The following is a 26,072-nucleotide window of genomic DNA, read 5'->3' as shown; positions in this document are numbered from 1 at the left end:
GAGGAGGGCGTTCATGGCTAACAAACGATCCGCAGGAGAGTTAACCTTCGTCTGTTTGAACGCGTTGATCCTGACGGGCCTCTGCTTCGTCACCTTATATCCGTTCGTGTATGTTGCCTTCGCTTCGTTCAGCGATCCCGCTTCATTGGCCCAACACCGGGGGCTGCTGTTCGCTCCGCTTGACATTAACTTCGAAGCCTATAAGGCGGTGTTTAACAACCCGATGATTACGACGGGATATCGGAACACGCTGATCTACGTCGCGGCGGGTACAGCCATCAATCTGGTGGCCACGGCGATCGGTGCTTACGTGCTGTCCCGCAGAAACCTGTACTTCAAAAATCTCTTGATGATGCTGATCGTCATCACCATGTTTTTCGGCGGCGGCCTGATTCCGACTTATTTGCTGATCAATAACCTGGGGATGCTGAACACGATCTGGGCGATGCTGATCCCCGGGATGATTGGCACGTTCAATATGATCATTATGCGGACCGCCTTTCAGTCCGTCCCGATTAGTCTTGAGGAGTCGGCGAAAATCGACGGTGCGAACGATCTGATCATTCTGTTCCGGATCATTATTCCGCTGTCCATGCCCGTTATCGCCGTCATGATTCTATGGTATGCCGTGGGGCACTGGAATTCATATTTCGGGGCGCTCATCTATCTAAGGGACCGGGAGCTATTCCCGCTCCAGCTCGTGCTACGGGAAATTCTCATAACCAATACAACGGACAGCATGATGACGGAAGCCTCGGGAGACCGGATGGCGATCGCGGACACCATTAAATATGCAACGATTATCGTATCCACATTGCCGATCCTGCTTCTGTATCCGTTTTTGCAAAAATATTTCGTCAAAGGCGTTTTGATCGGCGCCATTAAGGAATAGGAGGAGTACGATGGCTGACTCATTAGAGATCGTAACGGAAAGGAAGAACCGGATGCAGTGGTGGAAGGATGCCAAATTCGGCATGTTCATCCACTGGGGGGTATATTCGCTGCTCGGCAAAGGGGAGTGGGTCATGTATGCCAACAAAATACCGGTAAAGGAATATGAGAAACTTGCCGAGGAATTCAATCCGACACAGTTTGATGCCAAAGCTTGGGTGAATTGCGCCAAAAGCGCAGGCATGAAATATATCGTCATTACAGCCAAACATCACGATGGCTTCGCCATGTACCATTCACGGACGGACCCGTTCAATATCGTGGATGCTTCTCCATTCGGCCGGGATGCGTTGAAGGAATTATCCGAGGCCTGCAGGGAGGAAGGAATCCGCCTCTGCTTTTACTATTCGCATGTCATTGATTGGCACCATCCGCATGCGCTTCATGATACGTTTAACAATCTGTGGGACTACGAGCTGGAGAAGAAGGCGTTCTTCAGTTACTGGAACCATAAAGCGAAGGGACAAGTACGCGAGCTGCTGACGGAATACGGTCCGGTCGGCCTGCTCTGGTTCGACACATCCGGCGGATTGTCGAAGAAGGAGAGCGAAACGATGGTGAACATGATCCGCGAGCTTCAGCCCGAATGCCTGATTAACAGCAGGGTAAGCCATTGGCCTGATTTCGGAGACTACCAATCCAAGGGTGATAACGAAATCCCGATGCATGGCGAGGAAACAAGGGAATGGGAGACGCCGATGACCCTAAATCAATCGTGGGGGTACAGCACGAAGGATCAAGTATGGAAATCGGCGGATGCTTTGGTCCGAAAATTGGTGCACATCGTAAGCAAGGGAGGAAATCTGCTGCTCAATGTCGGCCCTACGGAAACAGGAATAATTCCGGAAAAATCCGCTCTACGCCTGGAGGAAGTTGGCGGTTGGCTGGCGCGAAATGGAGAGGCGGTCTACGGCACAAGCGCAAGCCCGTTCCCTTACGAGCTGGAATGGGGGGCGATTACGGTGAAAGGAAATACGCTCTTCCTCCATGTGTACAATCGCTATTGGCCAACGGAAGAACTGTTATTGAATGGGGTGAGAAATACGGTTAAAAAAGCTTATCTGTTCACAGACCCGAGTACAGGCAGTCTTCCCGTGCAACAGAGCTATCGGCCGGAAACGGACCATCACGCGATGCGGATCCGATTGCCGGAGCTTCCTCCGGAAGATCACGTATCAGTTATTGCATTGGAAGTCGAGGGCAGGATCGATGTAGATCGGAGTTTTATCCAACAGGCGGATGGCGCCATTCATTTGGATCTTGTACTGTCGGACATAACGACAGGCAACGGGATGAACGAGGCCCGGTGGACCTTTAAGGCGTCGTCGTCCGGCATATATGAAATCAAACTCGTCAACTTTAAAAGATCCGATGCCGTTTGGGAAAAGGAATATGATCATGAAGTCACCGTACAGGCAGCAGAGCAGACGATTGCGTGTGTTCCTCAAGAGGATAAGGTCGTCAGCGACTCCATATCCTGCCAGCATCCGTATACCGAGGTTCAGTCATCGATCGGGCGAATCGTCATTGACAATCCAGGTACGTATGCATTGACCTTATCGACCAAGCTTGCGAAGCCGAAACCTTTCGGACCGGAAATTTGGCAGGCGGCTGCCGTGAAGCTTCGTTCGGTACGATTAGTTCAGGTGTTTTAATACCCCGTACCCAAAATTTAAGCATCCCTTTTAACGGGGGGTGGCGTCTCTCTTGGGGTGACCGAAATTATTAAAGGGTTTGCTAGTCCGTTTGGCGAAGGATTCAAGAAATAGGTTTTTCCATACATTTTCTTGGAGGAATGCGTCATGATCTCGATACCCGGCCTTCTTCCCGGCAAGCGAAAGAGCAGTCGGGGACGCGTCTTGAAAACCATGATCGTTTCGTATTTGCTCATCCTTTTATTGCCTATGACCGTAGGGCTTTTTCTATATGGACGGGTGGAAAACGTGATGGAAAACAATGCGGAGCGTTCAAATTCGGCGATGCTGGAACAACTGCGGCTTTCCATGGACAGCAAGCTTAAAGAAGTGGATATTTTGGCCAAGCAAATTATGTTTAACCCCAAACTGGCTTATTTGCTGAATCTTGATCGGCATGATCAAGGGGGGGCGTACCGCCAGGTAGAATTCGTCCGCGATTACTTAAATCGTTATCAATCTTTTGTAAGCGGATTCGTGAAGGACTACTATGTTCATCTGCAGGCGGGAGACGTCATTTTGAAGCCTGGATTGCGGACGGATGCAAGAACCTTTTACGACAAGTATTACCGGTTTGGGCATATGGACTTTGATACATGGAAGCGGACGTTGCTTGGCAGCTATCATAACAAGGCATTTCTGCCCTCCGATGTGCTGCTTCAGGACCCGAACCAAGGAAATGGCAACCCGGCGAATGTGATCACTTATGCGCAATCCCTTCCGCTTCATGAAGTGTCTAATATCCGCGGAACGTTGGTTATCATGATCGATGGGCAGCAGCTTCAAGAAATGTTCCGGCAAATCGAGTCCGCCAACGACAGCGAGATTTATATCCTCGATAAGGAACGGGGCGTGATCGCAAGTTCCTCGGACTCGGAGCTGTCCGTGCAGGTGACGGAAAGACTAGCCGGTCCATCGGGATTGTTCAAGACAGCATTAAATGGCACGGACAGCATGATCACTTTTACGGAATCCAGGGAGGCCGGCTGGCAGTATGTATCCGTCATGCCGATGGACAGTGTCATGGAACGAGTAACACAACTGAAGAGAATGGCGCTGACGGTGTTTGTCGTTTCGCTTGTCGCAGGAGCAGCCGTTGCTTGTTGGTTTGCATACCGACAATACAGTCCCGTCAAACGGGTGGTTGATGCCATTCTTCAAGGAAAGCCGATTCAGGATAAGCCGGCCGCGAACGAATATGATTTCATTTTGCAAACAATCGAAGGCTCGCTCGTTGAGCAGCGGCATCTGAGAGAGCGACTGTTCAGGCAAACGCCCGTCATCCGCGCTGATTTTCTGTCAAGGCTCATTCGGGGGTACATCGATCCGGATCATGCGGAGAATCAAGGAGGGCCGTCATTAGTGGGCATGGGCATCCACTTCGGGTCTGATATGTTTGCAGTAATCATCGTTCAAGCTGTGGATATTTCAAGACTGTCACCGGAACCATCCGAGCAAGATTGGACGCAAATCCGCTTTATTGTCTCCAATATCGGCACGGACATTGCGAATTCGGGTCACCAGGGATTCGCCGTCGATATGGAACGCGACCGGGTAGCGTTCCTGGTCAATTTCCATCCGGTTGAGGAGGCGGATGCCGAGCTCTTCCTTCATGAGATTGCAGAGCGATTGCTCCGTATACTGGAGGACCGTTTCCACATTTCCGTGACCATTGCCGTCAGCAGCATACACACAGGAAACGGAACCATCGGCAGTGCTTATCTCGAAGCCATGGCCGCTCTGGATTACCGAATGTTCAGCGGAAGAAATTCCATCATTCACTTCGGTCATGTGCGGGACATTAAGCATCATTATTACTATCCGATCGAATTCGAGACGCAGCTTGTCAATCATGTGAGAGGCGGAGATAAGGAAAACGTCGCTAAGCTGCTGGACAATATTTATACGATGAATTTTAATTCGGCGGGCATGACCCCTGAACTGGGCAGATGCCTGTTCTTCAATATCATAAGCACATTTCTGAAAATACTGAATTTGACGAACACGGATCATGAAAGCCTGCTGGGCCCGAACTTTGACCCTGTAAAGCATATATTCGGTTGTGCCACAAGCGATGAAATGCAGGCTGAGACCAAGCGGTTGTATGAAAAGCTGACCCGTCTCTTTCATACGGAGCACAGCGATCACAGCATCCAGCTGCAGCAGGATATGATGGCATTCATTGACCGGAATTTAACCGATTATAATTTAGGACTCGGTATGATCGCCGATCATTTCGGCATGACGCCGCAATATATTTCGAGTTTCTTTAAGAAGATGAATCGATGCAATATCACCGACTATATTACCCGAGCGAGAATTGAGAAAGCGAAGACATTGATGGAGCAATCGGAACTGACCAATGCGCAGCTGGCCCAACTGGTCGGCTATACCAATGATGTCGTGTTCATCCGGGCATTCAAGAAATTGGAGGGGGTCACCCCCGGCAAATATCGGGTGAGCGCAAGCGGGCAATAACGTTAAACGCGGAGAGGAGTGGCCAATTAGAAATGGAAGCGATCCAGGAACCTTTAAAATACGGCGAGATAACGACATGGACGCAGCAAAGGACCAAAGCCGCCATCGAATTCGTGCTGCATAAGATTGATGAGAATTTAGACACATTTTCAGGCTGTTTTCCATCCCCTGCAAGCCGCAATCATATCTACGAGCCAATCGGCAATATGGAATGGACCTCGTCATTCTGGACCGGAATGCTGTGGCTGGCTTATGAAGTCACGGGAGATGCCAAGTACCGGTCGACTGCGGAGCTTCAGCTCCACAGCTACAAGGAGCGCGTGGAGCAGCGCATCGCCACGGAGACGCATGATCTGGGATTTTTGTATTCCTTGTCCTGCGTTGCCGCCTATAAGCTGACCGGGAATGAGGAAGCAAGACGGATTGCCTTGGCCGCAGCAGACCTGTTGATGGAGCGGTATTTCGAGAAAGCCGGGATCATTCAGGCTTGGGGCAAGCTGGACCAGCCTTCACAGCGCGGCCGAATGATCATCGACTGCTGCATGAATTTGCCTTTGCTCTATTGGGCGACAGAGGAAACCCGCAAACCGGAGTATCGGCGCGCCGCCATAAGCCATGCGCAGCAATCCTCCCGTTATTTGATCCGCGAGGATTCCTCAACGTATCACACGTATTATATGGATGTCGAGAGCGGAGAACCAAGGTTTGGGCAAACGTCCCAAGGATATGCGGATCATTCATGCTGGTCCCGCGGTCAGGCCTGGGCCATTTACGGTATGCCGCTCAGTTACGCATATACGAAGGATGAATCGCTGCTGCATGATGCCGAGCGAGTCACGAATTACTTTTTGAATCGGCTGCCAGAGGATTATGTGTGCTATTGGGATTTGATATTCACCGAAGGAAAAGAAGAGAGGGACAGCTCGGCCGCAGCCATTTCGGTATGTGGAATGCTGGAACTGGCAAAGCATTTGCCGCTCTCACACCCGCGGCGTCGTACGTACGAGAACGCGGCACTGCGCGTTCTGGGGTCATTAAGCGATCGCTATACGACGGTATCGCTCCCAGGATCCAACGGCATTCTGCAGCATGCGGTGTACGGAAAGCCGCTCGGCAACGGAATCGACGAATGCTGCATTTGGGGGGACTATTTCTATTTTGAAGCTTTGGTAAGGGTCTATAAAGATTGGGATATGTACTGGTAAATGAAGAGGATCCGTATTCAAAAGACAGAGTGAATGTATGCCGTACCCCTAACATCAGCGTGCCTGATGTTAGGGGTATTTTGACTGTCTGCTATTTGATATGGTTGTGTTGACAAAATAAATTAACTCGTGTTAATTTATTTACATAAGTTAACTTTAAGGGGGCTATCACAATGGATCCGGATATCCCATTAAGGGAATTAAAAAAAGCCAAGAACAAAATCGCGCTGTATGAAGCGGCATTATCCTTGATGAGCGATCGGATGTTCAGCCAGGTTATGGTGGAGGACATCTGCAGGCGAGCCGAAATCTCAAAAGTCACTTTTTTTAAGTTCTATCAACGCAAAGAGGATCTGCTGATTTATTTTATGCGGGTATGGCTGACCAAGCGGGTTATCGAGATCGATACGGAAGGGAAAAAGGGATTTCAGGCTTTCCGGCATCTGTTGTCCCAAGTGGCTAATGAGCATCAAGTGAGGCCAGGCATGATGCCAAGCCTGATCTCCTTTCTCGCGGAGCAGAACATGCAGCCCTGCATGCCGGAGCTCAGCTCTGCGGAAGTATCGTTGCTCTTTCCCGGACACGAGGAAGCGGGAAGCAAGTCACCTAACATGTACGATTTGTTCCAGCAGTTCATGAAGGAAGAGGAGCAAGCCGGAAGGCTGAACAAAGCTTTTACCTTGGAGCAAGCTGTACAGATTTGTTTCACCATTTTTTATGGCGCGTTTCTGACGGCGCAATTGTATAATTCAACCGAAATCAGTCGCTTTTACGAAACGCATCTTGGTCTGCTAGAAATAAAGGAAGAGGAGTGAACAGGTATGAGCAAAGTCATTCCAGGTCGATATACCGCACACATGGAAGGATCCTTCGTTGTATTCGTGATCGGGTTTCGGATTAACAAGTGGTGGGCGGTCCATAAGTGGCTGCCTGTCATGAATGCCATGTCCCCGATGCTTCAGGAGCTGTACCGGAACAAGGATGAGCTCGGTTTCATGGACGGTACCTATCATTTTTCCGGCAAGGGGCTTACTCTTATTCAATATTGGAGGAGTTTCGAACACCTGGAGCATTATGCCCGTCACGGAGCCAATCACCTGAAGGCATGGCAGGATTTCAACCGCAAGATTGGAACGGGAGGGGACGTAGGGATATTCCACGAAACCTATTTGGTTCCGGAAGGACAATATGAATGTCTGTACAACAATATGCCGAGGTTCGGTTTGGCCAAAGCGGGAGCCCATGTCCCCGCGACGGGACGCAGGGAAACGGCAAGCCGGCGGCTTGGCCGCGAGGGAGAACCAGCAGTGCCGACTCCTCCAAATCCGTAGTTTCGGTCTATAGTCGGTTGATCTCCCTCTGTTGCCGCAGCTTAAGACAAGGATAATTACCATAGCTTAAGGGCGGTGTAAATGCTATGGAAGTCGTGATGCTTTAGACTTGTTTTTCTTCCGTACTCCAAAAAAGTGTTGGTAATCCCCGTTCATTCTTCTATGTCGGGCGCAAACGCATTTGCCGCTTTCCCGCTGTACGGGCTCAATATATCAGGCTTACCATTTTGGAATCGAGATGGTGTCCGCGTCTGTCCGGCTTTGAAGTATACCGTAGCTCGGATTGATGGGAGAATTCTAGCATCTTCGCGGAATTCCGGTATGGAGCCATAATAAGGCGGCCACCGCAAAGGAGCGGTGGCTCCTTTTTTTTCGAAAACGCAAAATTCACCTTCCGTTTCATCCAGATTAGTGTAAGATGTACGTGAAAGTATCCCATTTCATTGTAGAGAGGTGTAACCTGCATGAGTCATTCCGTATCATTTGAGACCCGGCTGTTGAGCTCTTTGTCCAAAGTATTTGCCGATGAAGAACTATCCCAAGCCTCGTATGACAGAGGGTCGTCGTTTGGCAATGAGACGTACTCGTTTCAAGTTGCTTACCGTTCCAATCGCTTGTTGAAAAACATCCGGGTTCATCTGCAATCTGAGTTGAGCGAGCGGATTACCGTCCGTTCTGTAGGCCTGGTTCCATCGGAGATGCCTACATATTATGATCATGACGAGTTTATCTTAAGAGCTGCGCCCGGGCTGTATCCGGACCCGCTGCTGCCTCTGACATCAGAGCCTGTGATAACCGGATGCCCGAACCAGTGGAGAAGTCTATGGATTACGGTACAGCCTGAGGGTGAGATCAAGGGCGGTACATATGAAATCCGGGTCTGTTTTGAAGAAGAGTCAGGGGAGTCGCTTGGAGAAGAGGTGTTCACGCTCGAAGTGATTCCGGCAATCTTGCCGGACCAGACGCTGATTCATACGGAATGGTTCCATGCCGATTGCTTGGCGAACTACTACGAGGTGGAGATATTTAGTGAACGGCACTGGACGTTGATCGGTCAGTTTATGCGGACCGCCGCTCAGCATGGCATCAATATGATCCTGACGCCATTGTTTACGCCTCCGCTGGATACGGAAGTGGGCGGAGAACGGCCAACGGTGCAGCTGGTTGACGTTGTTGTAAACAAGGATGGAACATATGCATTTGGGTTTGATAAGCTGGACCGCTGGGCAGACCTGTGTGATTCTAATGGGATTCAGTATCTGGAATTCTCGCATCTTTTCACCCAGTGGGGAGCCGGGCATGCGCCGAAGATTATGGCTAACGTGAAGGGAAAGCCTGAGAAGCTGTTCGGATGGGAGACGGATGCAACCGGAGAAGAGTATCATGCCTTCATCAGACAATTCATACCGGACCTCACCGGTTGGATTGAAAGCCGGGGACTTGAGCAGCGCTGTTATTTCCATGTATCCGATGAGCCATCCGAGTCCCATCTGGAGGCCTACGGTCATGCAAGCCGGTTGATGAACGAGCTGCTGCCGGATTACCCGATCATTGATGCGCTCTCCGATATTTCGTTCTATGAGCAGGGGCTGGTGAAGCGTCCGATTCCGGCCAGCAATCACATTGAGCCTTTTCTGGATCAACAGGTAACGCCACTGTGGACCTATTATTGCTGTTCCCAGTACAAGGAAGTGTCCAACCGTTTCTTCAATTTGCCTTCGGCAAGAAACCGGATCATCGGGATTCAGCTGTATAAGTTTAATATCGAGGGATTTCTCCATTGGGGATATAACTTTTGGAATTCGCAATACTCGAAACGCGCCATTGATCCGTTCAAGGTGACGGATGCGGATTGCGGTTTTCCTTCCGGGGATGCTTTTGTGGTATACCCTGGTGAAGAAGGACCGATTGAATCCATTAGGCTGAAGGTATTTCAGGAAGCGCTTCAGGATTTGAGAGCGCTTCAGCTGCTGGAGACGCAGATCGGCAGAGAGGCTGTGCTGCAGGCGCTGGAGGAAGGGCTCGAAGAGCCAATCACCTTTAAGACGTATCCGAGGGAGCAGGAATGGCTGCTGTCGAAGCGGCAGTGGATCAACGATAAGATCAAGGAAAGTTTGGTTGTGAAGTAAGCCGGCTGGTGAGTACAAACTAAATCTTGGCGGCATTGAACTCTGTATAAGAAGGTCTCGCATTCCCGTTATAGGAATGTGAGACCTTTATTTTATTTACATAATACGCGCTTGAAGAAACGAATGGTTTCTTTCCATGATTCTACGCTTGCTTGTGCAAGAGCCTGTTGGTTTCCCTGATCGGAGGACACCGCTCGCAGATAAGGTATACCAATGTAATGTCCTGCCCCATCATAGATCAGATGTTTGGATGCGTCTTTGCGGAAAGCTGTCTTTCGTTTGAAACCTTGCTCCGAGAGATAAGCGGAATTCCAGCTCTCATCAGCCAATCCCGATATCATGAGGAGCTCGCCGTTCATCCTTTCTAGAGGAATGGTTGCAGCTTCAACCAAATCCGTGTTTTTCGCAAGTCCGTCATGCCAGGTTCTGAAGGGATTTCCATTCCGGTTGGTCCACATATCCTTACATTCACGCGCTAATTCGATTGGATTATCAGGCTGAAGGTAAGGAAGCGGCTGTCCTTGGTAGGTCCATGCAGGTGGAAGTGTCGGCTGATCAGTCCACGGAACAATGCCACAGAATGATACGGCCGATCCGCTTAATGAAACCGCTGCATGAATGTCAGGAAACAAGGTCGCTGACCACAAAGCCAATTCACTGCCTCTGGAGGTACCATGAATGCCGATTCCGCCTGCCTGAACTTCAGGTCTGTTGTGCAACCACGTTAAAGCCGTCTGTATGGTTTCAAGCGGAATATCTCTAAGTTGTTTTGGTAGACTCTCCAAGCCGAAGTAGCCCAGGGATAACACCGTGAATCCGTGTGAGGCTAAAAGAGCGGCGGTTTTCTCATTTATTCCTCCCTCGGATCCACCAACAACCATAATGGCAGGTCTGGGGTTCATATCTTGGCTATAGAAAAAACTACCAGTTAAACCGGCTTCCCGAATGTTAAGTTTCCTTATGTCATCGCTCATCCAATGGCGGGTGATCACTTGATGTGCAACCACCTTGTCGTTCATTTCCAGCAGGACAAGTAGAGCTTGCGGAGATAGCTCATCACGATGCTCGGTCTGAATCGACGTGTTGTCAAAATATTGCGTCATTACATTTTTGGTGACCGGCTTCATGGACCAAAACAGAGCCATACCGTCAATGCCGCGGTACGTGCCGTGATCAGGAGCTAGCTCGTCCAGAGCAACCTTGCCGTGTTGATCTGCCCTAAAGCTTGCCCATGAAGCTAAATAACGTTCTTCGTTTATTTTTTTGATGAGGTGGAACGTCACGGCTTCCCGTGGCTGCATACCCATGGCAGATATCTTTATAGGCTCGTTTATCATGGAATTAAGATTGCTTATTACAATTATTGGAAGGTTCACCATCATAATCTCCTTTGCATTCGTGTCAAGATGGTATAGTTCTGTTAATAGACACTTAAATCCTGTTAAATCCAAAGAATTGGCCAAGGTTGTTTGATATAAAAAGTCGGCCTGTCACCGGCAAACCACGCCCGAGGCGAAAGAGGCCTGCTGTGGTTCTAGTGGTACCGCCGAATTTATGCCATCATAAGAGCAAGGGGGTAAGAACGATGTATTTGGATTTCAAGTTGGCGGATGATCGTCCGGCGTACATTCAAGTTAAAGATTACATGAAGCGCTTGATGACGACCGGGGCGCTGCAAGCCGATCAGAAGCTCCCCTCTACGCGCGAGCTAAGCGCGCTGTTTCGGGTAGGCCGTAATACGGTCCTGAGTGCTTACTCGGATTTGGAGGATGAAGGTTATATCTACGCGGTTAAAGGGCAAGGGCACTTTGTTGTCCCTTCGATCAGCGGGGCATCCATGCAGCCCGAAGGCAAACGGCTGGACTGGGGTCCTCGTCTGAACGAATACGCCAGGCTTGCGGAAGAGAATGATCTGATGAAACACGGCATCCGCGCTGAGAAGGGCTCCATATCTTTTACAAGCATCGCTCCCGATGAGAAGCTGTTCGATCTGCAAAATGTCAAACGGGCATTCCTGGACCGGATGTCGCTTGAAGGTGATGTACTTCTAAACTACGGTTACGCCAAGGGCTATAAACCGCTTATTGATTACCTCCTCCGTTATATGCAGAACAAGGGTGTGAACATTCAGGGTAAGGATATGCTGATCACCAGCGGTTTTACGGAAGGATTAAGTCTGGTGCTATCCGCCTTGAACAAAGGGCATGGCCGCATTCTATGCGAGAATCCTACCCATCATACAGCTATTAAAAATTTTAAAATGCACGGGTACGCCATTACCGGCGTCGAGATGAAGCAAGACGGCATTAGCTTGACGGAGCTCGCACGCGAGCTGTCGGAGCGGACGTACGACATGGCGTACCTTGTGCCTTCCTATCATAATCCTACAGGAATCGTGATGTCTCACCAGAAGAGGCTGGAAGCGCTCCGGCTGCTGAATGAGTACGAAATTCCCGTTATCGAAGATGGTTTCAACGAAGAGCTGCGCTATTCGGGCTCGCACATCGCGCCTCTCGTTGCATGTGCAGGCGGAGAGAACAACAGCGTGATCTATTTGGGCAGCTTCTCCAAAATCCTATTTCCTGGCCTGCGAGTCGGTTGGGTGCTTGCCGACAAGACCTTGATTCATTATCTGGAGAGCGTGAAGCGCGCCCGCAGCATTCATACGTCGACCCTGGATCAATCCCTGCTCTTTCAATATTTGTACAACGGCAACTTCGAGAAATATTTAAAGAGGGCGAAGGCCGAGTACAAGCGGAAATATGAGCTGGCGATCCGCTGCTGCGAGGAGTGGATTCCGATGGAGCGGTTGTCCGGCGACGGCGGGCTTCACCTGTTTGTTGAATTCGGTCCCGACTTCCGGACCCGGGAACTGCTGGAAGCCTGCTCAGCCCAGGGCGTGGTGTTCACGCCGGGCGACATTTTCTATACCGATGGCGGCGGCCATCACACCATGCGTCTGGGATTCTCCCGCGTCTCCGACGAGAACATCGTGAAGGGAATCCGCATCATCGGCGAGGCGGCCAGAAAGCTGGTGTAATAAAGCTACAACGGAGAAGGCGGAATGATTCTGTAGAAGCGCAGCGTTCTCCTTTGCCGTCGGATTTCAACCATGAATATTCAAATCAGTAGAAATCTGAGGGCAACAGAGATCGGAAGAATAATCCGCATGCGTAGTGATGATCAGCTTGCAAGGAAGTTGGTCTGAGAAAAAGAACTTTTGACTTCAACGGTGAAGGCGGAGCATGCGGAGAGGTGTCACAAAACTTTTAGGAGGTCTACATCATGAAGGTTGGCGTCATCATGGGAGGCGTATCATCCGAGCGTGAAGTTTCGCTAATGACTGGCAAAGAGATGATCGCTCATCTGGATAAAAGCCGCTACGAGGTTTATCCGATCGAGATTAACAATAAACGCGAGCTGATCAGCAAAACGAAAGGCATCGATATTGCTTTGCTCGCCCTGCACGGGCAATACGGGGAAGACGGGACGGTGCAAGGCACACTCGACTCCCTGGGCATTCCGTATACAGGCAGCGGCGTTCTCTCCAGCAGCGTTTGCATGGATAAAGACCTGAGCAAGAAGCTGCTGCGGTACGAGGGATTGATTACAGCCGATTGGATCATGGTCAGCAGTATGGAGGAGTTGGCCGCCGCTGACGTGGAGGGACTCGGATTTCCTGTCGTGGTGAAGCCGAATGCAGGCGGGTCCAGCGTGGGCACTCGGATCGTGCGTGATTCGGCAGCCCTTGCTTCTGCCGTCGAAGAGGCATTGCGGTGGGACCGCTCGGTGATGATCGAGCAAATGATCAAGGGAGAAGAGATCACTTGCCCGGTCTTGAACGGCGAGATGCTCCCGATTGTGTCCATCAAGCCGAACTCCGAGTTTTTCGATTATACATCCAAATACGAAGAAGGCGAAGCGGATGAGCAAGTGATTGAGCTTCCTGCCGAACTTCAGCAGCGGGTGCGCGCAGCTGCGCTTCAATGCTATAAGGCGCTGAAGTGCAGTGTGTATGCCCGGATCGATATCATCCTGAAGGAAGAGACTCCTTATATTTTAGAGGTCAACACGCTTCCGGGTTTAACGAAGAACAGTTTGCTGCCAAGAAGCGCGGAAGCGGCGGGCTATTCGTTCAGCGGGCTTTTGGATGCCATCATTGAAACTTCATTATTGGAACGAAAAAGCGAAGGCAAGGAGTAGAGGCATATGAATACAACGAGCAGCTTTCTAACATCAACGGTGCAAGTCATGCCGCCTTCCGGCATCCGGCAATTTTTTAATGCGGCGGAAGCGGATGATGATGTCATTTCTCTCGGCGTGGGGGAACCGGATTTTGTGACGCCCTCGTGTGCGATTGAGGCCTGCAAACGAGCTCTGGAGCATGGCCGCACGATGTATACGCCGAATGAAGGGCTAATGGAGCTAAGGGAAGGGGTTGCGGAATATCTGGTTACTGAATTCCAGCTGCAATACGAACCGACGAGAGAGATACTGGTCACGGTTGGCGGCAGCGAAGCGATTGATCTTACGCTGCGGGCGCTCATTTCGCCGGGAGATGAAATTATTATTCCCGTGCCGGGATATGTCGCTTATGCTCCTCTTGTGCAATTGAACGGAGGAACTGTCGTTGAACTGGAGCTCTCAGCAGAGCATAACTTCAAATTGACTGCGGATGCGCTGCAGAAGGCGATTACCCCTCGGACGAAAGCGATCGTTGTTAACTTTCCAAGCAATCCGACAGGCGCCGTGATGACCTATGAGGATTGGCTTCCGATTGCGCACCTTGCGGTTACGCACAATTTGGTGGTGATTTCAGACGAGATGTATGCCGAGCTTACCTATGGCCGCACGCATACCAGTATTGCTTCGCTGCCTCGGATGCGGGAGCGCACCATCGTCATCGGTGGATTTTCCAAAGCCTTTGCCATGACGGGCTGGCGGGTAGGTTACCTCTGCGGCGATTCCCACTTGGTGAGCGCTATGGTCAAGATTCATCAGTATACTGCGCTCTGTGCACCCATCATGGGGCAGATTGCGGCTCTCGAATGTTTAAGGAATGGACTCGGGGATCGGGACGTGATGAAGCAGGCTTATGATGAACGCAGAAGGATGTTTGTGCAAGGTCTGACCGATATCGGCCTAGGCTGCCGCGATCCTCAGGGTGCTTTCTACGCGTTCCCCAGCATAACCGGAACGGGTCTGGGCTCGCAGCAGTTTGCGGAGCGATTGCTTCGGGAGGCAAAAGTCGCCGTTGTACCCGGTCATGTGTTCGGTGCCGGGGGCGAAGGCTTTATCCGCTGCTCGTATGCAACTTCGTCCGATCAATTGAGCGAAGCACTCGATCGAATGGAGCGCTGGCTTCGAACGCATGCAAGTGCTGACCATGGTCTGCCCACCTTACAGAATTCTTGAGAGTTTACGGTAATCGGTAGCGGTAATTCCCTCCAGTCTGCGGAAGATTCGGCTAAAATAATGAATGTCCGGGTATCCGACCCCTTCGCCAACCATCTCGATCGAGATGTCGGATTCCCGGAGAAGCCGGCGCGCTTCGCGATGACGAACGGTTTGCACGAATTCACTTGGCGGCATTCCGGCAAAGCGTTTAAACAATTTGGCGGTATGATCCGGGCTTAACATCAAATGCTCCGCAATCACTTTGTTGCTCCAGTCTTTGGCTGGAGCTTTTTCGATTTGAGACATCAGTTCAATCAGTTTGGCATCGTGCGGTGACGTTTCCGTCAAGGCTTGGGAAGGATGCGTCCGTAGCAGCTGAACCAGCACATCCAGCATCAGCCCTTTGCAGGCAAGCTCATAGCCGGCTGGACGCAGGGTGAATTCCTCCACGATTCGTTCCATCATCTGAACGCAAGGCAATGGGGGCGTGTAGATGACACGGGAAGAGAGTGGGGGAAAAGCCGAGGACACCGCTTCATGCGCGAATTTATCCGTATCCAGCACGGCTTCATTCACGATCATATCCGCTTCGGTCTGTATGTCCAGCTCATCAAAGAAATCAAAATGAATCCCCAGAAACCGCGCGTCAGGATGGGAAACCACCTCATTCTGATGGTAAACACCTGACGGCAGGAAGATCAGCTGACCAGCTTCGATGTGATAGCGGTTCCCGTACATCGTGGTGGCAGCTTCCCCTTGGTATACATAGAGCAGTTCAAAATCGTATAACCTGCGCTGCGGGAGTGATCCCGTCGCCATGCGTTGAAACTGCGCATAGTGAATGCAGGGTGACCATTCGCGAAAAGGCGCTTCGCGTTTTATCGGAAAATTGAGGTCCATATCGGCCATTGTAAACTCACTCCACAATGTTATTAAGAGATGATAAATAGAACGGAATTGTCCAAATAATCACTTTTCTATCTAAATCATTTGACGGAATATTTATTTATTATATAAGTATTATTACATCCGAATGGTTTATTTACAACTTGACGGAAAAAGTCAAATGATGTGTTTCAGAAAACGAGTGTTACAACATCAACCTATTGATTTTAGGAGGGATTCACGATGAAGAAAGGGATTAATATCTGGTCGTTCCCGGGAGATGCTTCCATCTCCGACTGCATCCGATTGGCAAAAGAAGCAGGGTTTGAAGGAATCGAATTGTCATTAAACCAAACAGGGGAGCTCGGACTTCAGGCTGGCGATAAGGAAGTACAGGCCATAGCGGCACAGCTGAAAGAAGCGGACCTGGATATCGCGGGTTTGGCAACAGGTTTGTATTGGGAATACCCGATGACAAGTGATGACCCGGCTGTCCGTGAGAAGGCCATGGATATTTGCAAGAAGCAGTTGGAACTCGCGTCCGCTTTTGGAGTGGATGCCATACTTGTGATCCCAGGGGCGGTCGGGGTCGATTTCGTTCCCGGTTCAGCAGTCATTGACTACGAATATGCCTACGAGCGGGCTCAAGAATCCATTCGTAAGCTGGTTCCTTACGCGGAAAGCGCCGGCGTGGCCATCGCACTCGAGAATGTATGGAATAAATTCCTGCTGTCACCGCTGGAGTTGCGGACCTTCATTGATGAGATCGGTTCCGAATATGTCGGCTCCTATTTCGACGTAGGTAATGTTGTGCATAACGGTTATCCGGAGCACTGGATTCGGATTTTGGGTGAGCGGATCAAAAAAGTCCATTTCAAAGATTACCGCAGACAGGCAGGCGGATTGCACGGTTTTGTTGACCTGTTGGCAGGGGACGTTAATTATCCGGCCGTTGTTGAAGCGCTGCGCTTGATCGGCTATGACAACTATGTCACGGCAGAGATGATCCCGGCGTATACCCACTATTCGGAGCAGATCATATTTAATACATCCAATGCAATGGATGCGATTCTTGGACGTACGCCATCTTTGCGCAAGCCGGATGCACGCCAGCATCAAGGCCAATCATAATAAGGGATACGGAGGGAAAGAGAATGCTGAAAATCGGAATATTGGGATTTGGTTTCATGGGGCGCATGCATTTCGATAATTATGTTCGACTAGCCGAAGAGGGTGCGGACATCCAACTGGTGGCGATTTGCGATCTGCGTATTGATGAGCTTAAGGACAGCAAAGCCAACGGCAATATGGCGACCGAGCGGGATGTATACGACCTGGAGCCCTATCATCTTTATGACCATGTGGACAAAATGCTGGAGAATGAAGAGCTGGATATAGTGGATGTATGCCTGCCGACATATTTGCATGCGGACATGTCCTGCATGCTGCTGGAGAAGGGCATTCACGTCATGTGCGAGAAACCTGTCGCAGGCAGCTCGGAGGAAGCCTGGCGCATGGTGAAAACAGCGGAGCGCACAGGAAAAACGCTCATGATCGGACAATGCCTGCGTTTCTGGCCAGCCTATGAATATTTGAAAGAATGTGTGGAGGACGGCCGTTATGGAAGCATCGTTGCAGGCGAATTCTTCCGGGGATCGGAGCCGCCTAAAGGCTGGTTCCTGGAAGGAGACAAGAGTGGTGGCTGCATTACGGACATGCATGTGCATGACGTGGATATGATCCACTATCTTATGGGCAAACCGGAGCGGGTATCGACATTTGCCAAAACGATTATTAAAGGAAGCTCGTACGATATCGTATCCACCCACTACAGTTTCCCGGATGGCAAAGTGATTAACGCGCATGCGGATTGGACACTGCATGGCGAGCACGGTTTTTATATGGGATATCGGGTAAATCTGGAAGAGGCTACGCTGGTGTTTGAGAATAATAAACTGACGGTGTACCCTGAAAACGCTCCAGGCTTTACGGCTGAGCTGTCCGAGGATTCCGGCTATTACCGTGAACTCCGGTATTTCATTGACCATGTTGCGCAAGGAAAGCCGGTAACGGTATGTACACCAGAAAGCGCTGCCGGATCGCTGGAAATTATTGAAGCCGAGATTCGTTCCGCGAGAGCGAACGGCGCTTTGGAGACGGTATCTGGGAAACAGGTAGTATCCTAATTTTACTTACTATAGGGTAGAACAAATATAAACAAGGCCAATCAGGGAACAACCTGATTGGCCTTGTTTAGTTATTTGGTTAATGAGCTCATTGCAGACGACCAAAGCAATAGCGCCTGACATCCCACAGCAAGAACACTAAATAATCGTGTAAATGTTAAGCTCTGAATGTTTTCAAGAAGTCCACGGCGAGCTTGATATCCGCTTCCGGATTGGCTTTCACTTCACGTTCGATTGTCAGATACCCCGTATAGCCAATATCCTTGAGAGCTTGCAAGTAAGCATTCCAGTTAACGCCACCTTCTCCAAGAGGTACCTCACGAAACTTCTCGCCGGATTCGGCCATATCGGCAATTTTGTCATGGTCAAGCGCAGGTGCTTCGTATCCGAAATCACCGTATACATCGCGAGGATCGATATAGTCAGCCAGCTTGATTCCGTCCTTCGCGTGTGTATGAACGATATAATCCTTCAGATTGTACACACCCTGTACCGGATCGTCTCCAGTGACCATGACCATATTGGCAGGATCAAAGTTAACGGACACACCGTTGGAACCGAGACCATCCAGGAATGATTTCAAATGAGCAGAAGGCTCCGGACCTGTCTCGATGGCAAAGAAGGCGTCCATCGACTTCGCGAATGTGCTAAGCTCCAGACAAGCTTTATGCATCGTTTCATATACGCGGCTGTTATGATCTTGCGGCACGATACCGATATGCGTGGTGATGATATTGGTTCCCAGCTCCAAGCCGAGCTCCATGATTCGTTTGGATTTCTCGATTTTAGCCGCATTTTCGGCAGGGTCCTGGAAACCGTGTCCGCCAAGGTCACCAACGAGAGCGGAGATTTCAAGTCCCAGTGAATCGATGTAATCCTTCAATTCTTTACGGGCCGAAGCAGAGAGGTTGGGCGGATCCATTTCGCCATGAACGGCATAGATCTGAACGCCGTCTGCTCCGACATCCCGGGCTTTAAGAAGGCCGTCTCTTACTCCAACTCGAAAGCTGTCAACAATAACGCCAATTTTGTTAGGCATGATAGGCTTCGACATCCTAATATCCCCCTTGTATCATCCTTGTGTTCATCCATCGACCGTCTAACTTAAACTTCATTCCAGGCTTTACGGACATATTCCAATCCAAACTTAGCTCCCGTGCGGCAATCTTCCAGCCCCTCGAATTCAATCGAGATGTAGCCGTCATAACCGGATTCCTTCACGATGCGAACGACTTCCGGCATATCGATATCGCCTTGGCCGACAATCGCGCCACGCAGCCAGTTGCCGCTGGAGGTATTAAACCAACCGGATCCAGGTGCGCGGTGAGCCGGGCGATAATAGAAGTCCTTAAAGTGAACCATCGAGGCCAAGCCGATGTTGTTCGCCACAGCCACAGTGGACACCTCATCTGCACAGAGGAAGTTTCCGATATCCAGGGTTGTTTTGAAGTTAGGGTGATTCACGGTCTGAACCAGCGCTTTTACACGGTCGCTATGTTGAATGAAATAGCCATGGTTCTCCACGCTTGTCGTAATGCCACGTTCAGCCGCATAATCGGCAATGATCCGGCATGCATTGGCGAGGCGGGGAAGCTCCTCCAGGAAATGCGTGATGGACAAGTCTTTGGAAGAGGCTACGTCATGACGCATCAGCTTAACGCCAAGTGCGGCTGCAATGTCCACTTCACCTTTAACTCGTTCAATCTCCGCTTCATATGCAGCGTCATCCAATTCCGCAAAATTGGCGCCGATGGCATAGTTGGAAATTTCAAGCCCTTTGGAAGCGGCATGGGATTTAATTGTATCGATCAACTCCGGTGCTTCCTTCAGGTTAAAGCCGAGCGGAACGATCTCGATATGCTCTCCACCGATTTCTGCAACGTAGTCGATGACATCGGTAATGGTCATTTCGCCTTTGTTCATGGCCTGGTACAGGCTGTACGAGCTTATTCCAAGTTTCATAGTAGAACTTCAACCCCTTTTTCGGCGGATTCATAGATCCCGCATAGAATCTTCATGATCTCAACGCCGTCTTCTACTGGGCTGAGAGGTGATGTGCCGTTCTCGATGCTGGAAATGAAATGATCGACTTCGCTTTGGAAAGCCGCGTCGAACGCGAATCCTGTGCTGTCTGTCTGAGGCTGAATGTTGATAATGGTATCGTGTTTCTCCGTGACGATGACCACTTCAGGATCAATCTCAAAGCCGCCCTTGTCTCCATATAATTTAACGGATTGCAGATTTTCCTTAGCGTGCAGCGTGAAGCTGACGTCCACCAGTATAGAGGCGCCGTTTTCAAAACGGATCATCGCATTCGCCATATCCTCAACCGTGTTCTTCTCCGCGTCATAGTCAGCCGCTTTGTAGAAGGAGAGGTTGCGAACGTTAGAGCGATTGCCCAGCTTCCGGTATGTATTGGCGCTGACAGAAACTGGTTTAGGGCGACCCATCATGTACCAGCACAGATCAATGACATGCACGCCGATATCGATGAGAGGTCCGCCGCCGGAACGCTCAATGTCAGAGAACCAGCCGCCTGGATTGCCGAGGCGGCGAACGGAGGAAGCCTTCGCGAAATAGATTTCCCCGAATTCACCCTTGTCTGCAAACTCGCGGAGCATTTGAGCGTTAGGATCGTAACGTCTTACGAAGCCGACCTGAAGCAGCTTGCCGGAAGATTTAACGGCTTCTTGAACTTGAAGCGCTTCCTCAACGGTACGGCAGAGAGGTTTTTCAACCAGAACGTGTTTGCCCGCATTCAGTGCCGCAATACTGATTTCGGCATGTGTATTGTTCCAGGTACAGATGCTTACAGCATCGATTTCCGGATCAGCCAGAAGTTCGTTATAATCGGTGTAGACTTTGGTAGCACCGTATTGTTCAGCTGCACGCTGTGCTCTTTCTTCATTTAAATCGCACACGGCGAGCAAATTCGCGTTCGCATGTTTTTGATAGGATTGCAAATGCATAGCAGAGATCGATCCCGTGCCAATGACGCCAATATTAATAGATTTCATGAGTTCACTCCTCTGAATTTACTGCATTACACTTTCGTATTATAATGCTTTTAGAGGAAGACACCATGATAAACCGTGCTGTTTGTTTGTACAATTGTGCTGTCTTACTGGAAGGAGATCAGAACATTGGACAAAACACTTCAAGAACCGATGACAATGCCGGATCCTCAGTTTCCGATTAAGGTCCATCGTTGCGAGTTTGACGGCCGGGGACAGGTTTTGTTTAACCATCATTGGCATGAACATCTTGAAATTCTATATATTGTATCTGGGGAAGCGAGTCTGGAGTGCGGCTCGTCCACCTTCACGGTCAAAGAAGGCGATATGATCGTCATTAACCGGAATGAGCTGCATTACGGCCTTAGCCTATCGGATCATTTGTTTTATTATGCGTTAATCGCGGACTTTTCGCTGCTTCAGAGCCATTCGCTGGATGCAACCGAGATGAAATTCATCACACCCATCACCCAGAACCGGCTAATCTTCGAGAATCGAATTAGCGGGGATGATGCGCTAGCCTCCATGTTGTCCATCATTCATGAGCTGGAACAGCGGGAATTCGGTTATGAGCTGGCGGTCAAATCAGAGCTGTATCGGCTGCTTACGCTGCTTGTACGAGGTTATGTAGCGACGGTCCTTACACTGGATGAATACGCCCGGCGGATGAAGAATGTAGAGCGCTTTGCCCCGATATTCAAGTATATCGAGGAGCATTACCGGGAGGATTTGTCAGTGGAGTTCCTATCAAGCATGGCTGGTCTCAGCCGTTTTCATTTCAGCCGCTTGTTCAAGGAGATCAGCGGTCGGACCGTGACAGAGTATGTGAATGAGACGAGGCTCAACCGGGCGGATTATCTCCTTCGGGAAAGTCCGCTTACGGTGTCCGAAATCGCGGCTGCAACCGGATTTAATGATATTTATTATTTCAGTCGAACCTTCAAGGAATATAAAAGTATGGCTCCATCGGCTTTACGAAAAAAGTGAGAATCGGCTTTAACGGTTCTGAATGGGCTCCATGTAGACATAAGTATAAAAGCAACCTATAATGAATAATCATATTTATTGCATAAAGTGGCGGAGATAACGGAGAACCCTTTTGCTTAAATGCGTACTGTATTCGGTATGTATTCTTAGCAGAGGCGGTTCTTTTTTGAATTTTAAATTCAGAGAGGAGAATGTCAGGTGTACACAAGCTTATCCGCCAAGATGCGGACCCAATATTTGCAGGACATGTCGGCCAAAAAGCTGGATGTGCTGGTGATTGGCGGCGGTATCACGGGTGCGGGAATTGCTTGGGACGCCAGCTGTAGAGGGATGAGCGTCGGATTGGTGGAAATGAATGATTTTGCTTCGGGAACGAGTTGCAGATCAACGAAGCTGATTCATGGCGGTCTTCGGTATTTGAAGCAAGGAGAGATCGGCTTGGTACGCGAGGTAGGTTCTGAACGGGCACTGCTTCACCGGAGCGCCCCGCATCTGGTGGAGCCCATTCCCATGCTGCTCCCTATTTATAAAAAGGGTACTTATGGTTATCTTGCCAGCGCGATCGGGTTGTATCTGTACGACTGGTTGGCAAGGGTCAAACGAAGTGAACGGCGAAAGATGTTCCGGCGCCAGAGTACCCTGACCCTTGAACCGCTCTTTCGAAAGGAGGGATTAAAAGGTTCCGGTTATTATTATGAATACCGAACCGATGATGCGCGATTAACGGTTGAAGTGATGAAGTCTGCAAGGGCCAAAGGAGCTCTTATCGCGAATTATGCCAAAGTCCAGGAATTCATGTATCGAGGAGGAAAAGTAGTAGGAGTTCACGTAGAAGACCAAGTGAGTGATAAGACCTATACGATATGCGCCAAAAAAATCATCAATGCGGCCGGGCCATGGGTGGATCAGGTCAGGCTCAAGGATAATTCGCTCAAGGGAAAGCGGCTGCTCTTAACGAAAGGCGTTCACCTGGTGGTGGATCATGCCAAGCTTCCCATACGCCAGGCTGCTTATTTCGATGTGCCGGGTGGGAGAATGATTTTTGTCATTCCAAGAGAGGGCAAGACCTACATCGGAACGACCGATACCCTTTATGAGGGTACGATTGAGACGCCCGGTATTACCGAGGAGGATCGGCGGTATCTTATCGATGCGGTGAATCATGCTTTTCCGGAATCAAGGCTGAAGCTGAACGATATTGAATCCGGATGGTCGGGGTTACGGCCACTCGTCCGCGAGGAAGGAAAGGATCCTTCGGAAATATCAAGGAAAGATGAGATGTTTATATCCGATTCCGGATTGATCACCATTGCAGGCGGAAAGCTGACCGGATTTCGGAAAATGGCTGAAAAGGTCGTGAATCTTGCAGCCAGACAGCTTCAAGACGGCGATGGCACCATCTATCCTCCTTGTACGACGGATCGTGTTCCCATCAGCGGTGGCGACCTGAATGGCCTCACCTATGAGGAGGTTCAGAAGAAGTTAATCAAGCAGGGTGAATCCCTCGGCATCAGACCCGAAGACATTGTGAGCCTCATGAACAGGTACGGCTCCAATACGATGGAACTGATGAACCGGATCGGTGCTTCTTCGCAGGAAGCAGACACGGTCGAGCATCGATTGTTACGCGCGGAAATCGAGTATTCCATCGAATATGAGATGACGATGACCGCAGTGGATTTTCTATTAAGAAGAACAGGCTGGATATTATTCGACCGGCAAAAAACCGAGCGAACCCTTGCTTCCGTGATGAGAATAATGCGTGAATATTTAGAATGGAATCATGTGGAAGTCAACAGGCAATGGGAGCTGCTGCAGGATCAATTGCAATTGGCATGGGGAATGGTGGAAGACAGCAGGATGGAACGGTTTACGGATCTGCCGGATCGGGAAGGCGTCACAGGACCGCGCTCCGACGAGGAAGCCGAGCATTCGTCTGCCGTTTCAGCGATGAATCGATAGGAATCTTATTTATCAGGAGCATCTTGTCAAATGTAAAATGTGGATGTAGTATAACCATATAAAGTTATAGAGCTGGGCAGAGATGATGAGAAGCCCTTTGCATAACGAGAATCTTTCATTTGTCATGAATGAAGGCTTTTTCAATGCAAAGTGCTTCTCATTTTTTTGTATCCGCGTGGAACCGCTTGTCCAAGGACTAAAGGGCATGACGTTGTCATATGTATACTTTACGGATGGGGACTGTGGGTCCATAACAGAACTGATCTGGCCAGAACATGTCCAATTTACGTTTACGGGCGAAATTACAGATTGAACATGCAGAGGAGAACGAAATTATGGATCATTATTCAGGGTATATTTTTGATCTGGACGGCACGATTTATCTTGGGGCTGAGGCCATTGATGGTGCGGTGGAGACCATTCATTATTTGCAGGGACTAGGTAAGAGGCTATTGTTTTTGACCAACAAAACGATAGATTCCAGGGAAAACTATTTGAAGAAATTAAGGAAGCTTGGCATTCAAGTTGAACTGAATAATATATTGAATCCTGCACTCGTTACGATTCATTATCTTCAAAAACATCATCCGGGCGCAAACGTGTATATCATTGGCGAAGATATATTGAAGAATGAGCTGTTGGACAATGGAATACGATTCGCCTCATCGCCGGAGGAAACCGATGTTGTGGTTGTATCTTGGGATCGGGATTTTCACTACCGTCATCTGGATTTTGCATATCAGGCGATTAAACGGGGCGCTGAAGTGATTGCCACCCACCCGGATCGAACATGTCCAATGCCTGGCGGCGATGTGCCGGATTGCGGCGGTATGATCGGTGCTATCGAAGGCACTGCCGGTATAACAATCACGACCGTCATGGGCAAACCCTCCGTCTTGACGGCATTGACGGCTCTTGATATTTTGGGAGTGCAGGCTGAAGATTGTCTGATGTCAGGGGATCGGCTGGAGACGGATATCAAGATGGGAAATCAGGCAGGGATGAGTACGGCAATGGTGCTGACAGGCGTATCAACCAGGGACGATCTGATGAACAGCAGCGTGAAGCCCACCTATGTACTGAATTCCGTCTACGATATTTATCTCAGCGGTACTGCCGTGAAGCAGGCAGACGAAGCCAAGTCATGAGTATTTACAAAAATAAGCCGGGGCAACGGGAGAATTGGAGATGCTGCTGCGGCAACGAGGTGAAGACATGAAAACCAGTGTTGAAGGTGCACAACGAATTTCGTATTGCTTGAAGCGTAAGCCCATTATTACTTCATTAATGAATGCCGATGAACTCCCCAATGTACTAGCAACCGAATCGAATATCGTGTTTATTCTTAAGACCGATATTTTTATCATCGAATCGATTGTTGAGCAGATTCGGGAGGCGGGCAAGCTCTCGTTTGTGCATTTTGATCTGATTGAAGGGATCGGCAAAGACAAGACGGGGGTTAAGTATTTAGCAGAAAAGGTTGGCATCGATGGTATTGTTACGACAAAAAACACCGCGATTGTTGAAGCGAAGAAACTGGGCTTGTTAACGGTTCAGCGACTGTTTGTATTCGATTCTGTTTCCCTGGACAACGGGATCAAGATGATTAAGGCCTCCAATCCGGATGCCATTGAAGTGCTGCCGGGCATGGTGTGTCAGCGGATTATGGAACGGATTCGTGCAGAGGTGGACGTGCCCGTCATCGCAGGAGGACTCATGATCGATCTGGAGGATTTTGATACAGCTTTGAAGAGCGGTGTAATTGGCATATCCACCTCCAGCAAAGAGCTATGGCGCTGGCAGGATGAACATATGGTATAGCGAAAGAGCCTCCGTAAATGACAAAGATGGGT

Annotated in this window: 21 protein-coding genes; 16 read left to right on the top strand and 5 right to left on the bottom strand. The window is 49.8% G+C overall.

All coding sequences use genetic code 11. The features are described from left to right. Positions 1 to 13 precede the first annotated feature (13 nt). The 7 genes from AB4124_RS01230 (at position 14) to AB4124_RS01200 (ending at position 9,788) form a co-directional block, all read left to right on the top strand. Entirely contained in the window at positions 14 to 892 is an 879-nt protein-coding gene (locus tag AB4124_RS01230) for a carbohydrate ABC transporter permease (RefSeq protein WP_076324101.1), read from the top strand. A 10-nt stretch (positions 893 to 902) separates the two neighbouring features. Continuing rightward, entirely contained in the window at positions 903 to 2,606 is a 1,704-nt protein-coding gene (locus tag AB4124_RS01225; protein ID WP_441970692.1) for an alpha-L-fucosidase, read from the top strand. Between the two features lie 147 nt (positions 2,607 to 2,753). Continuing rightward, entirely contained in the window at positions 2,754 to 5,123 is a 2,370-nt protein-coding gene (locus AB4124_RS01220; RefSeq protein WP_441970690.1) for a helix-turn-helix domain-containing protein, read from the top strand. Positions 5,124 to 5,155: 32 nt separating this feature from the next. Next, positions 5,156 to 6,328 (top strand): glycoside hydrolase family 88 protein, encoded by a 1,173-nt coding sequence (locus AB4124_RS01215; RefSeq protein ID WP_441970688.1) that lies wholly within the window; start codon positions 5,156 to 5,158, stop codon positions 6,326 to 6,328. Between the two features lie 173 nt (positions 6,329 to 6,501). Next, entirely contained in the window at positions 6,502 to 7,143 is a 642-nt protein-coding gene (locus AB4124_RS01210) for a TetR/AcrR family transcriptional regulator (RefSeq protein ID WP_076324097.1), read from the top strand. A gap of 6 nt (positions 7,144 to 7,149) precedes the next feature. Continuing rightward, positions 7,150 to 7,659 (top strand): DUF4188 domain-containing protein, encoded by a 510-nt coding sequence (locus tag AB4124_RS01205; RefSeq protein ID WP_076324096.1) that lies wholly within the window; start codon positions 7,150 to 7,152, stop codon positions 7,657 to 7,659. 464 nt (positions 7,660 to 8,123) lie between these two features. Continuing rightward, the gene (locus tag AB4124_RS01200) at positions 8,124 to 9,788 is read left to right on the top strand and encodes a DUF4091 domain-containing protein (protein ID WP_076324095.1); all 1,665 of its coding nucleotides are present in this window, start codon (positions 8,124 to 8,126) and stop codon (positions 9,786 to 9,788) included. Between the two features lie 92 nt (positions 9,789 to 9,880). Here AB4124_RS01200 and AB4124_RS01195 read toward each other — a convergent pair whose 3' ends face one another. Then, the gene (locus AB4124_RS01195) at positions 9,881 to 11,125 is read right to left on the bottom strand and encodes an acyl-CoA thioesterase/bile acid-CoA:amino acid N-acyltransferase family protein (protein ID WP_441970685.1); all 1,245 of its coding nucleotides are present in this window, start codon (positions 11,123 to 11,125) and stop codon (positions 9,881 to 9,883) included. Between the two features lie 248 nt (positions 11,126 to 11,373). On the opposite strand from AB4124_RS01195, the gene AB4124_RS01190 reads away from it, so the two are divergent. The 3 genes from AB4124_RS01190 (at position 11,374) to AB4124_RS01180 (ending at position 15,203) form a co-directional block, all read left to right on the top strand. After that, entirely contained in the window at positions 11,374 to 12,828 is a 1,455-nt protein-coding gene (locus tag AB4124_RS01190) for an aminotransferase-like domain-containing protein (protein ID WP_441970684.1), read from the top strand. Between the two features lie 245 nt (positions 12,829 to 13,073). Continuing rightward, entirely contained in the window at positions 13,074 to 13,991 is a 918-nt protein-coding gene (locus tag AB4124_RS01185) for a D-alanine--D-alanine ligase (RefSeq protein ID WP_441970682.1), read from the top strand. A 6-nt stretch (positions 13,992 to 13,997) separates the two neighbouring features. Then, on the top strand, positions 13,998 to 15,203 hold the full coding sequence (locus tag AB4124_RS01180) for an aminotransferase class I/II-fold pyridoxal phosphate-dependent enzyme (protein ID WP_441970680.1): 1,206 nt from the start codon (positions 13,998 to 14,000) through the stop codon (positions 15,201 to 15,203). On the opposite strand, the gene AB4124_RS01175 is transcribed toward AB4124_RS01180, so the two are convergent. Continuing rightward, positions 15,189 to 16,094, bottom strand: coding sequence for an AraC family transcriptional regulator (locus AB4124_RS01175; protein WP_441970678.1), 906 nt, complete (start codon positions 16,092 to 16,094; stop codon positions 15,189 to 15,191). The genes AB4124_RS01180 and AB4124_RS01175 overlap by 15 nt on opposite strands. A gap of 219 nt (positions 16,095 to 16,313) precedes the next feature. Here AB4124_RS01175 and AB4124_RS01170 point away from each other — a divergent pair, with 219 nt between their 5' ends. After that, positions 16,314 to 17,201, top strand: coding sequence for a sugar phosphate isomerase/epimerase family protein (locus tag AB4124_RS01170; RefSeq protein ID WP_441970676.1), 888 nt, complete (start codon positions 16,314 to 16,316; stop codon positions 17,199 to 17,201). Positions 17,202 to 17,224: 23 nt separating this feature from the next. Further along, positions 17,225 to 18,256, top strand: a complete 1,032-nt coding sequence (locus AB4124_RS01165; protein ID WP_441970674.1) for a Gfo/Idh/MocA family protein — start codon at positions 17,225 to 17,227, stop codon at positions 18,254 to 18,256. Positions 18,257 to 18,413: 157 nt separating this feature from the next. On the opposite strand, the gene AB4124_RS01160 is transcribed toward AB4124_RS01165, so the two are convergent. Genes AB4124_RS01160 through AB4124_RS01150 form a run of 3 tightly spaced genes read right to left on the bottom strand, consistent with a single transcriptional unit; the run spans position 18,414 to position 21,273 of the window. Further along, positions 18,414 to 19,310, bottom strand: coding sequence for a sugar phosphate isomerase/epimerase family protein (locus AB4124_RS01160; RefSeq protein ID WP_441970672.1), 897 nt, complete (start codon positions 19,308 to 19,310; stop codon positions 18,414 to 18,416). Positions 19,311 to 19,360: 50 nt separating this feature from the next. Next, a complete protein-coding gene (locus AB4124_RS01155) occupies positions 19,361 to 20,218 on the bottom strand; it encodes a sugar phosphate isomerase/epimerase family protein (protein WP_441970670.1) in 858 nt (285 codons plus the stop codon). Then, entirely contained in the window at positions 20,215 to 21,273 is a 1,059-nt protein-coding gene (locus tag AB4124_RS01150; RefSeq protein ID WP_430105684.1) for a Gfo/Idh/MocA family protein, read from the bottom strand. The genes AB4124_RS01155 and AB4124_RS01150 overlap by 4 nt, the downstream gene beginning before the upstream one ends. A gap of 126 nt (positions 21,274 to 21,399) precedes the next feature. Between AB4124_RS01150 and AB4124_RS01145 the strand changes: the two genes are divergently transcribed. The 4 genes from AB4124_RS01145 (at position 21,400) to AB4124_RS01130 (ending at position 26,040) form a co-directional block, all read left to right on the top strand. Beyond that, the gene (locus AB4124_RS01145; RefSeq protein WP_213643828.1) at positions 21,400 to 22,257 is read left to right on the top strand and encodes an AraC family transcriptional regulator; all 858 of its coding nucleotides are present in this window, start codon (positions 21,400 to 21,402) and stop codon (positions 22,255 to 22,257) included. Positions 22,258 to 22,455: 198 nt separating this feature from the next. Continuing rightward, a complete protein-coding gene (locus tag AB4124_RS01140) occupies positions 22,456 to 24,219 on the top strand; it encodes a glycerol-3-phosphate dehydrogenase/oxidase (RefSeq protein WP_441970668.1) in 1,764 nt (587 codons plus the stop codon). Positions 24,220 to 24,554: 335 nt separating this feature from the next. Then, positions 24,555 to 25,367, top strand: a complete 813-nt coding sequence (locus AB4124_RS01135; RefSeq protein ID WP_441970667.1) for an HAD-IIA family hydrolase — start codon at positions 24,555 to 24,557, stop codon at positions 25,365 to 25,367. Between the two features lie 67 nt (positions 25,368 to 25,434). Continuing rightward, entirely contained in the window at positions 25,435 to 26,040 is a 606-nt protein-coding gene (locus AB4124_RS01130) for a glycerol-3-phosphate responsive antiterminator (RefSeq protein WP_076325856.1), read from the top strand. The last annotated feature ends 32 nt before the right edge of the window (positions 26,041 to 26,072 follow it).

Origin of the sequence: Paenibacillus sp. 2KB_20, from assembly GCF_052115765.1 — a bacterium.
In the GTDB taxonomy this organism is placed as follows: domain Bacteria; phylum Bacillota; class Bacilli; order Paenibacillales; family Paenibacillaceae; genus Paenibacillus_AQ.
The sequence above is the reverse complement of the archived record's forward strand: the minus strand, read 5'-3'. Positions and strand labels throughout refer to the sequence as shown.

Coding starts and splice junctions, on each gene's coding strand:
- AB4124_RS01230 (WP_076324101.1), top strand. CDS start 14: ATGGCTAACAAACGATCCGCAGGAGAGTTAACCTTCGTCTGTTTGAAC.
- AB4124_RS01225 (WP_441970692.1), top strand. CDS start 903: ATGGCTGACTCATTAGAGATCGTAACGGAAAGGAAGAACCGGATGCAG.
- AB4124_RS01220 (WP_441970690.1), top strand. CDS start 2,754: ATGATCTCGATACCCGGCCTTCTTCCCGGCAAGCGAAAGAGCAGTCGG.
- AB4124_RS01215 (WP_441970688.1), top strand. CDS start 5,156: ATGGAAGCGATCCAGGAACCTTTAAAATACGGCGAGATAACGACATGG.
- AB4124_RS01210 (WP_076324097.1), top strand. CDS start 6,502: ATGGATCCGGATATCCCATTAAGGGAATTAAAAAAAGCCAAGAACAAA.
- AB4124_RS01205 (WP_076324096.1), top strand. CDS start 7,150: ATGAGCAAAGTCATTCCAGGTCGATATACCGCACACATGGAAGGATCC.
- AB4124_RS01200 (WP_076324095.1), top strand. CDS start 8,124: ATGAGTCATTCCGTATCATTTGAGACCCGGCTGTTGAGCTCTTTGTCC.
- AB4124_RS01195 (WP_441970685.1), bottom strand. CDS start 11,125: ATGATAAACGAGCCTATAAAGATATCTGCCATGGGTATGCAGCCACGG.
- AB4124_RS01190 (WP_441970684.1), top strand. CDS start 11,374: ATGTATTTGGATTTCAAGTTGGCGGATGATCGTCCGGCGTACATTCAA.
- AB4124_RS01185 (WP_441970682.1), top strand. CDS start 13,074: ATGAAGGTTGGCGTCATCATGGGAGGCGTATCATCCGAGCGTGAAGTT.
- AB4124_RS01180 (WP_441970680.1), top strand. CDS start 13,998: ATGAATACAACGAGCAGCTTTCTAACATCAACGGTGCAAGTCATGCCG.
- AB4124_RS01175 (WP_441970678.1), bottom strand. CDS start 16,094: ATGGCCGATATGGACCTCAATTTTCCGATAAAACGCGAAGCGCCTTTT.
- AB4124_RS01170 (WP_441970676.1), top strand. CDS start 16,314: ATGAAGAAAGGGATTAATATCTGGTCGTTCCCGGGAGATGCTTCCATC.
- AB4124_RS01165 (WP_441970674.1), top strand. CDS start 17,225: ATGCTGAAAATCGGAATATTGGGATTTGGTTTCATGGGGCGCATGCAT.
- AB4124_RS01160 (WP_441970672.1), bottom strand. CDS start 19,310: ATGTCGAAGCCTATCATGCCTAACAAAATTGGCGTTATTGTTGACAGC.
- AB4124_RS01155 (WP_441970670.1), bottom strand. CDS start 20,218: ATGAAACTTGGAATAAGCTCGTACAGCCTGTACCAGGCCATGAACAAA.
- AB4124_RS01150 (WP_430105684.1), bottom strand. CDS start 21,273: ATGAAATCTATTAATATTGGCGTCATTGGCACGGGATCGATCTCTGCT.
- AB4124_RS01135 (WP_441970667.1), top strand. CDS start 24,555: ATGGATCATTATTCAGGGTATATTTTTGATCTGGACGGCACGATTTAT.
- AB4124_RS01130 (WP_076325856.1), top strand. CDS start 25,435: ATGAAAACCAGTGTTGAAGGTGCACAACGAATTTCGTATTGCTTGAAG.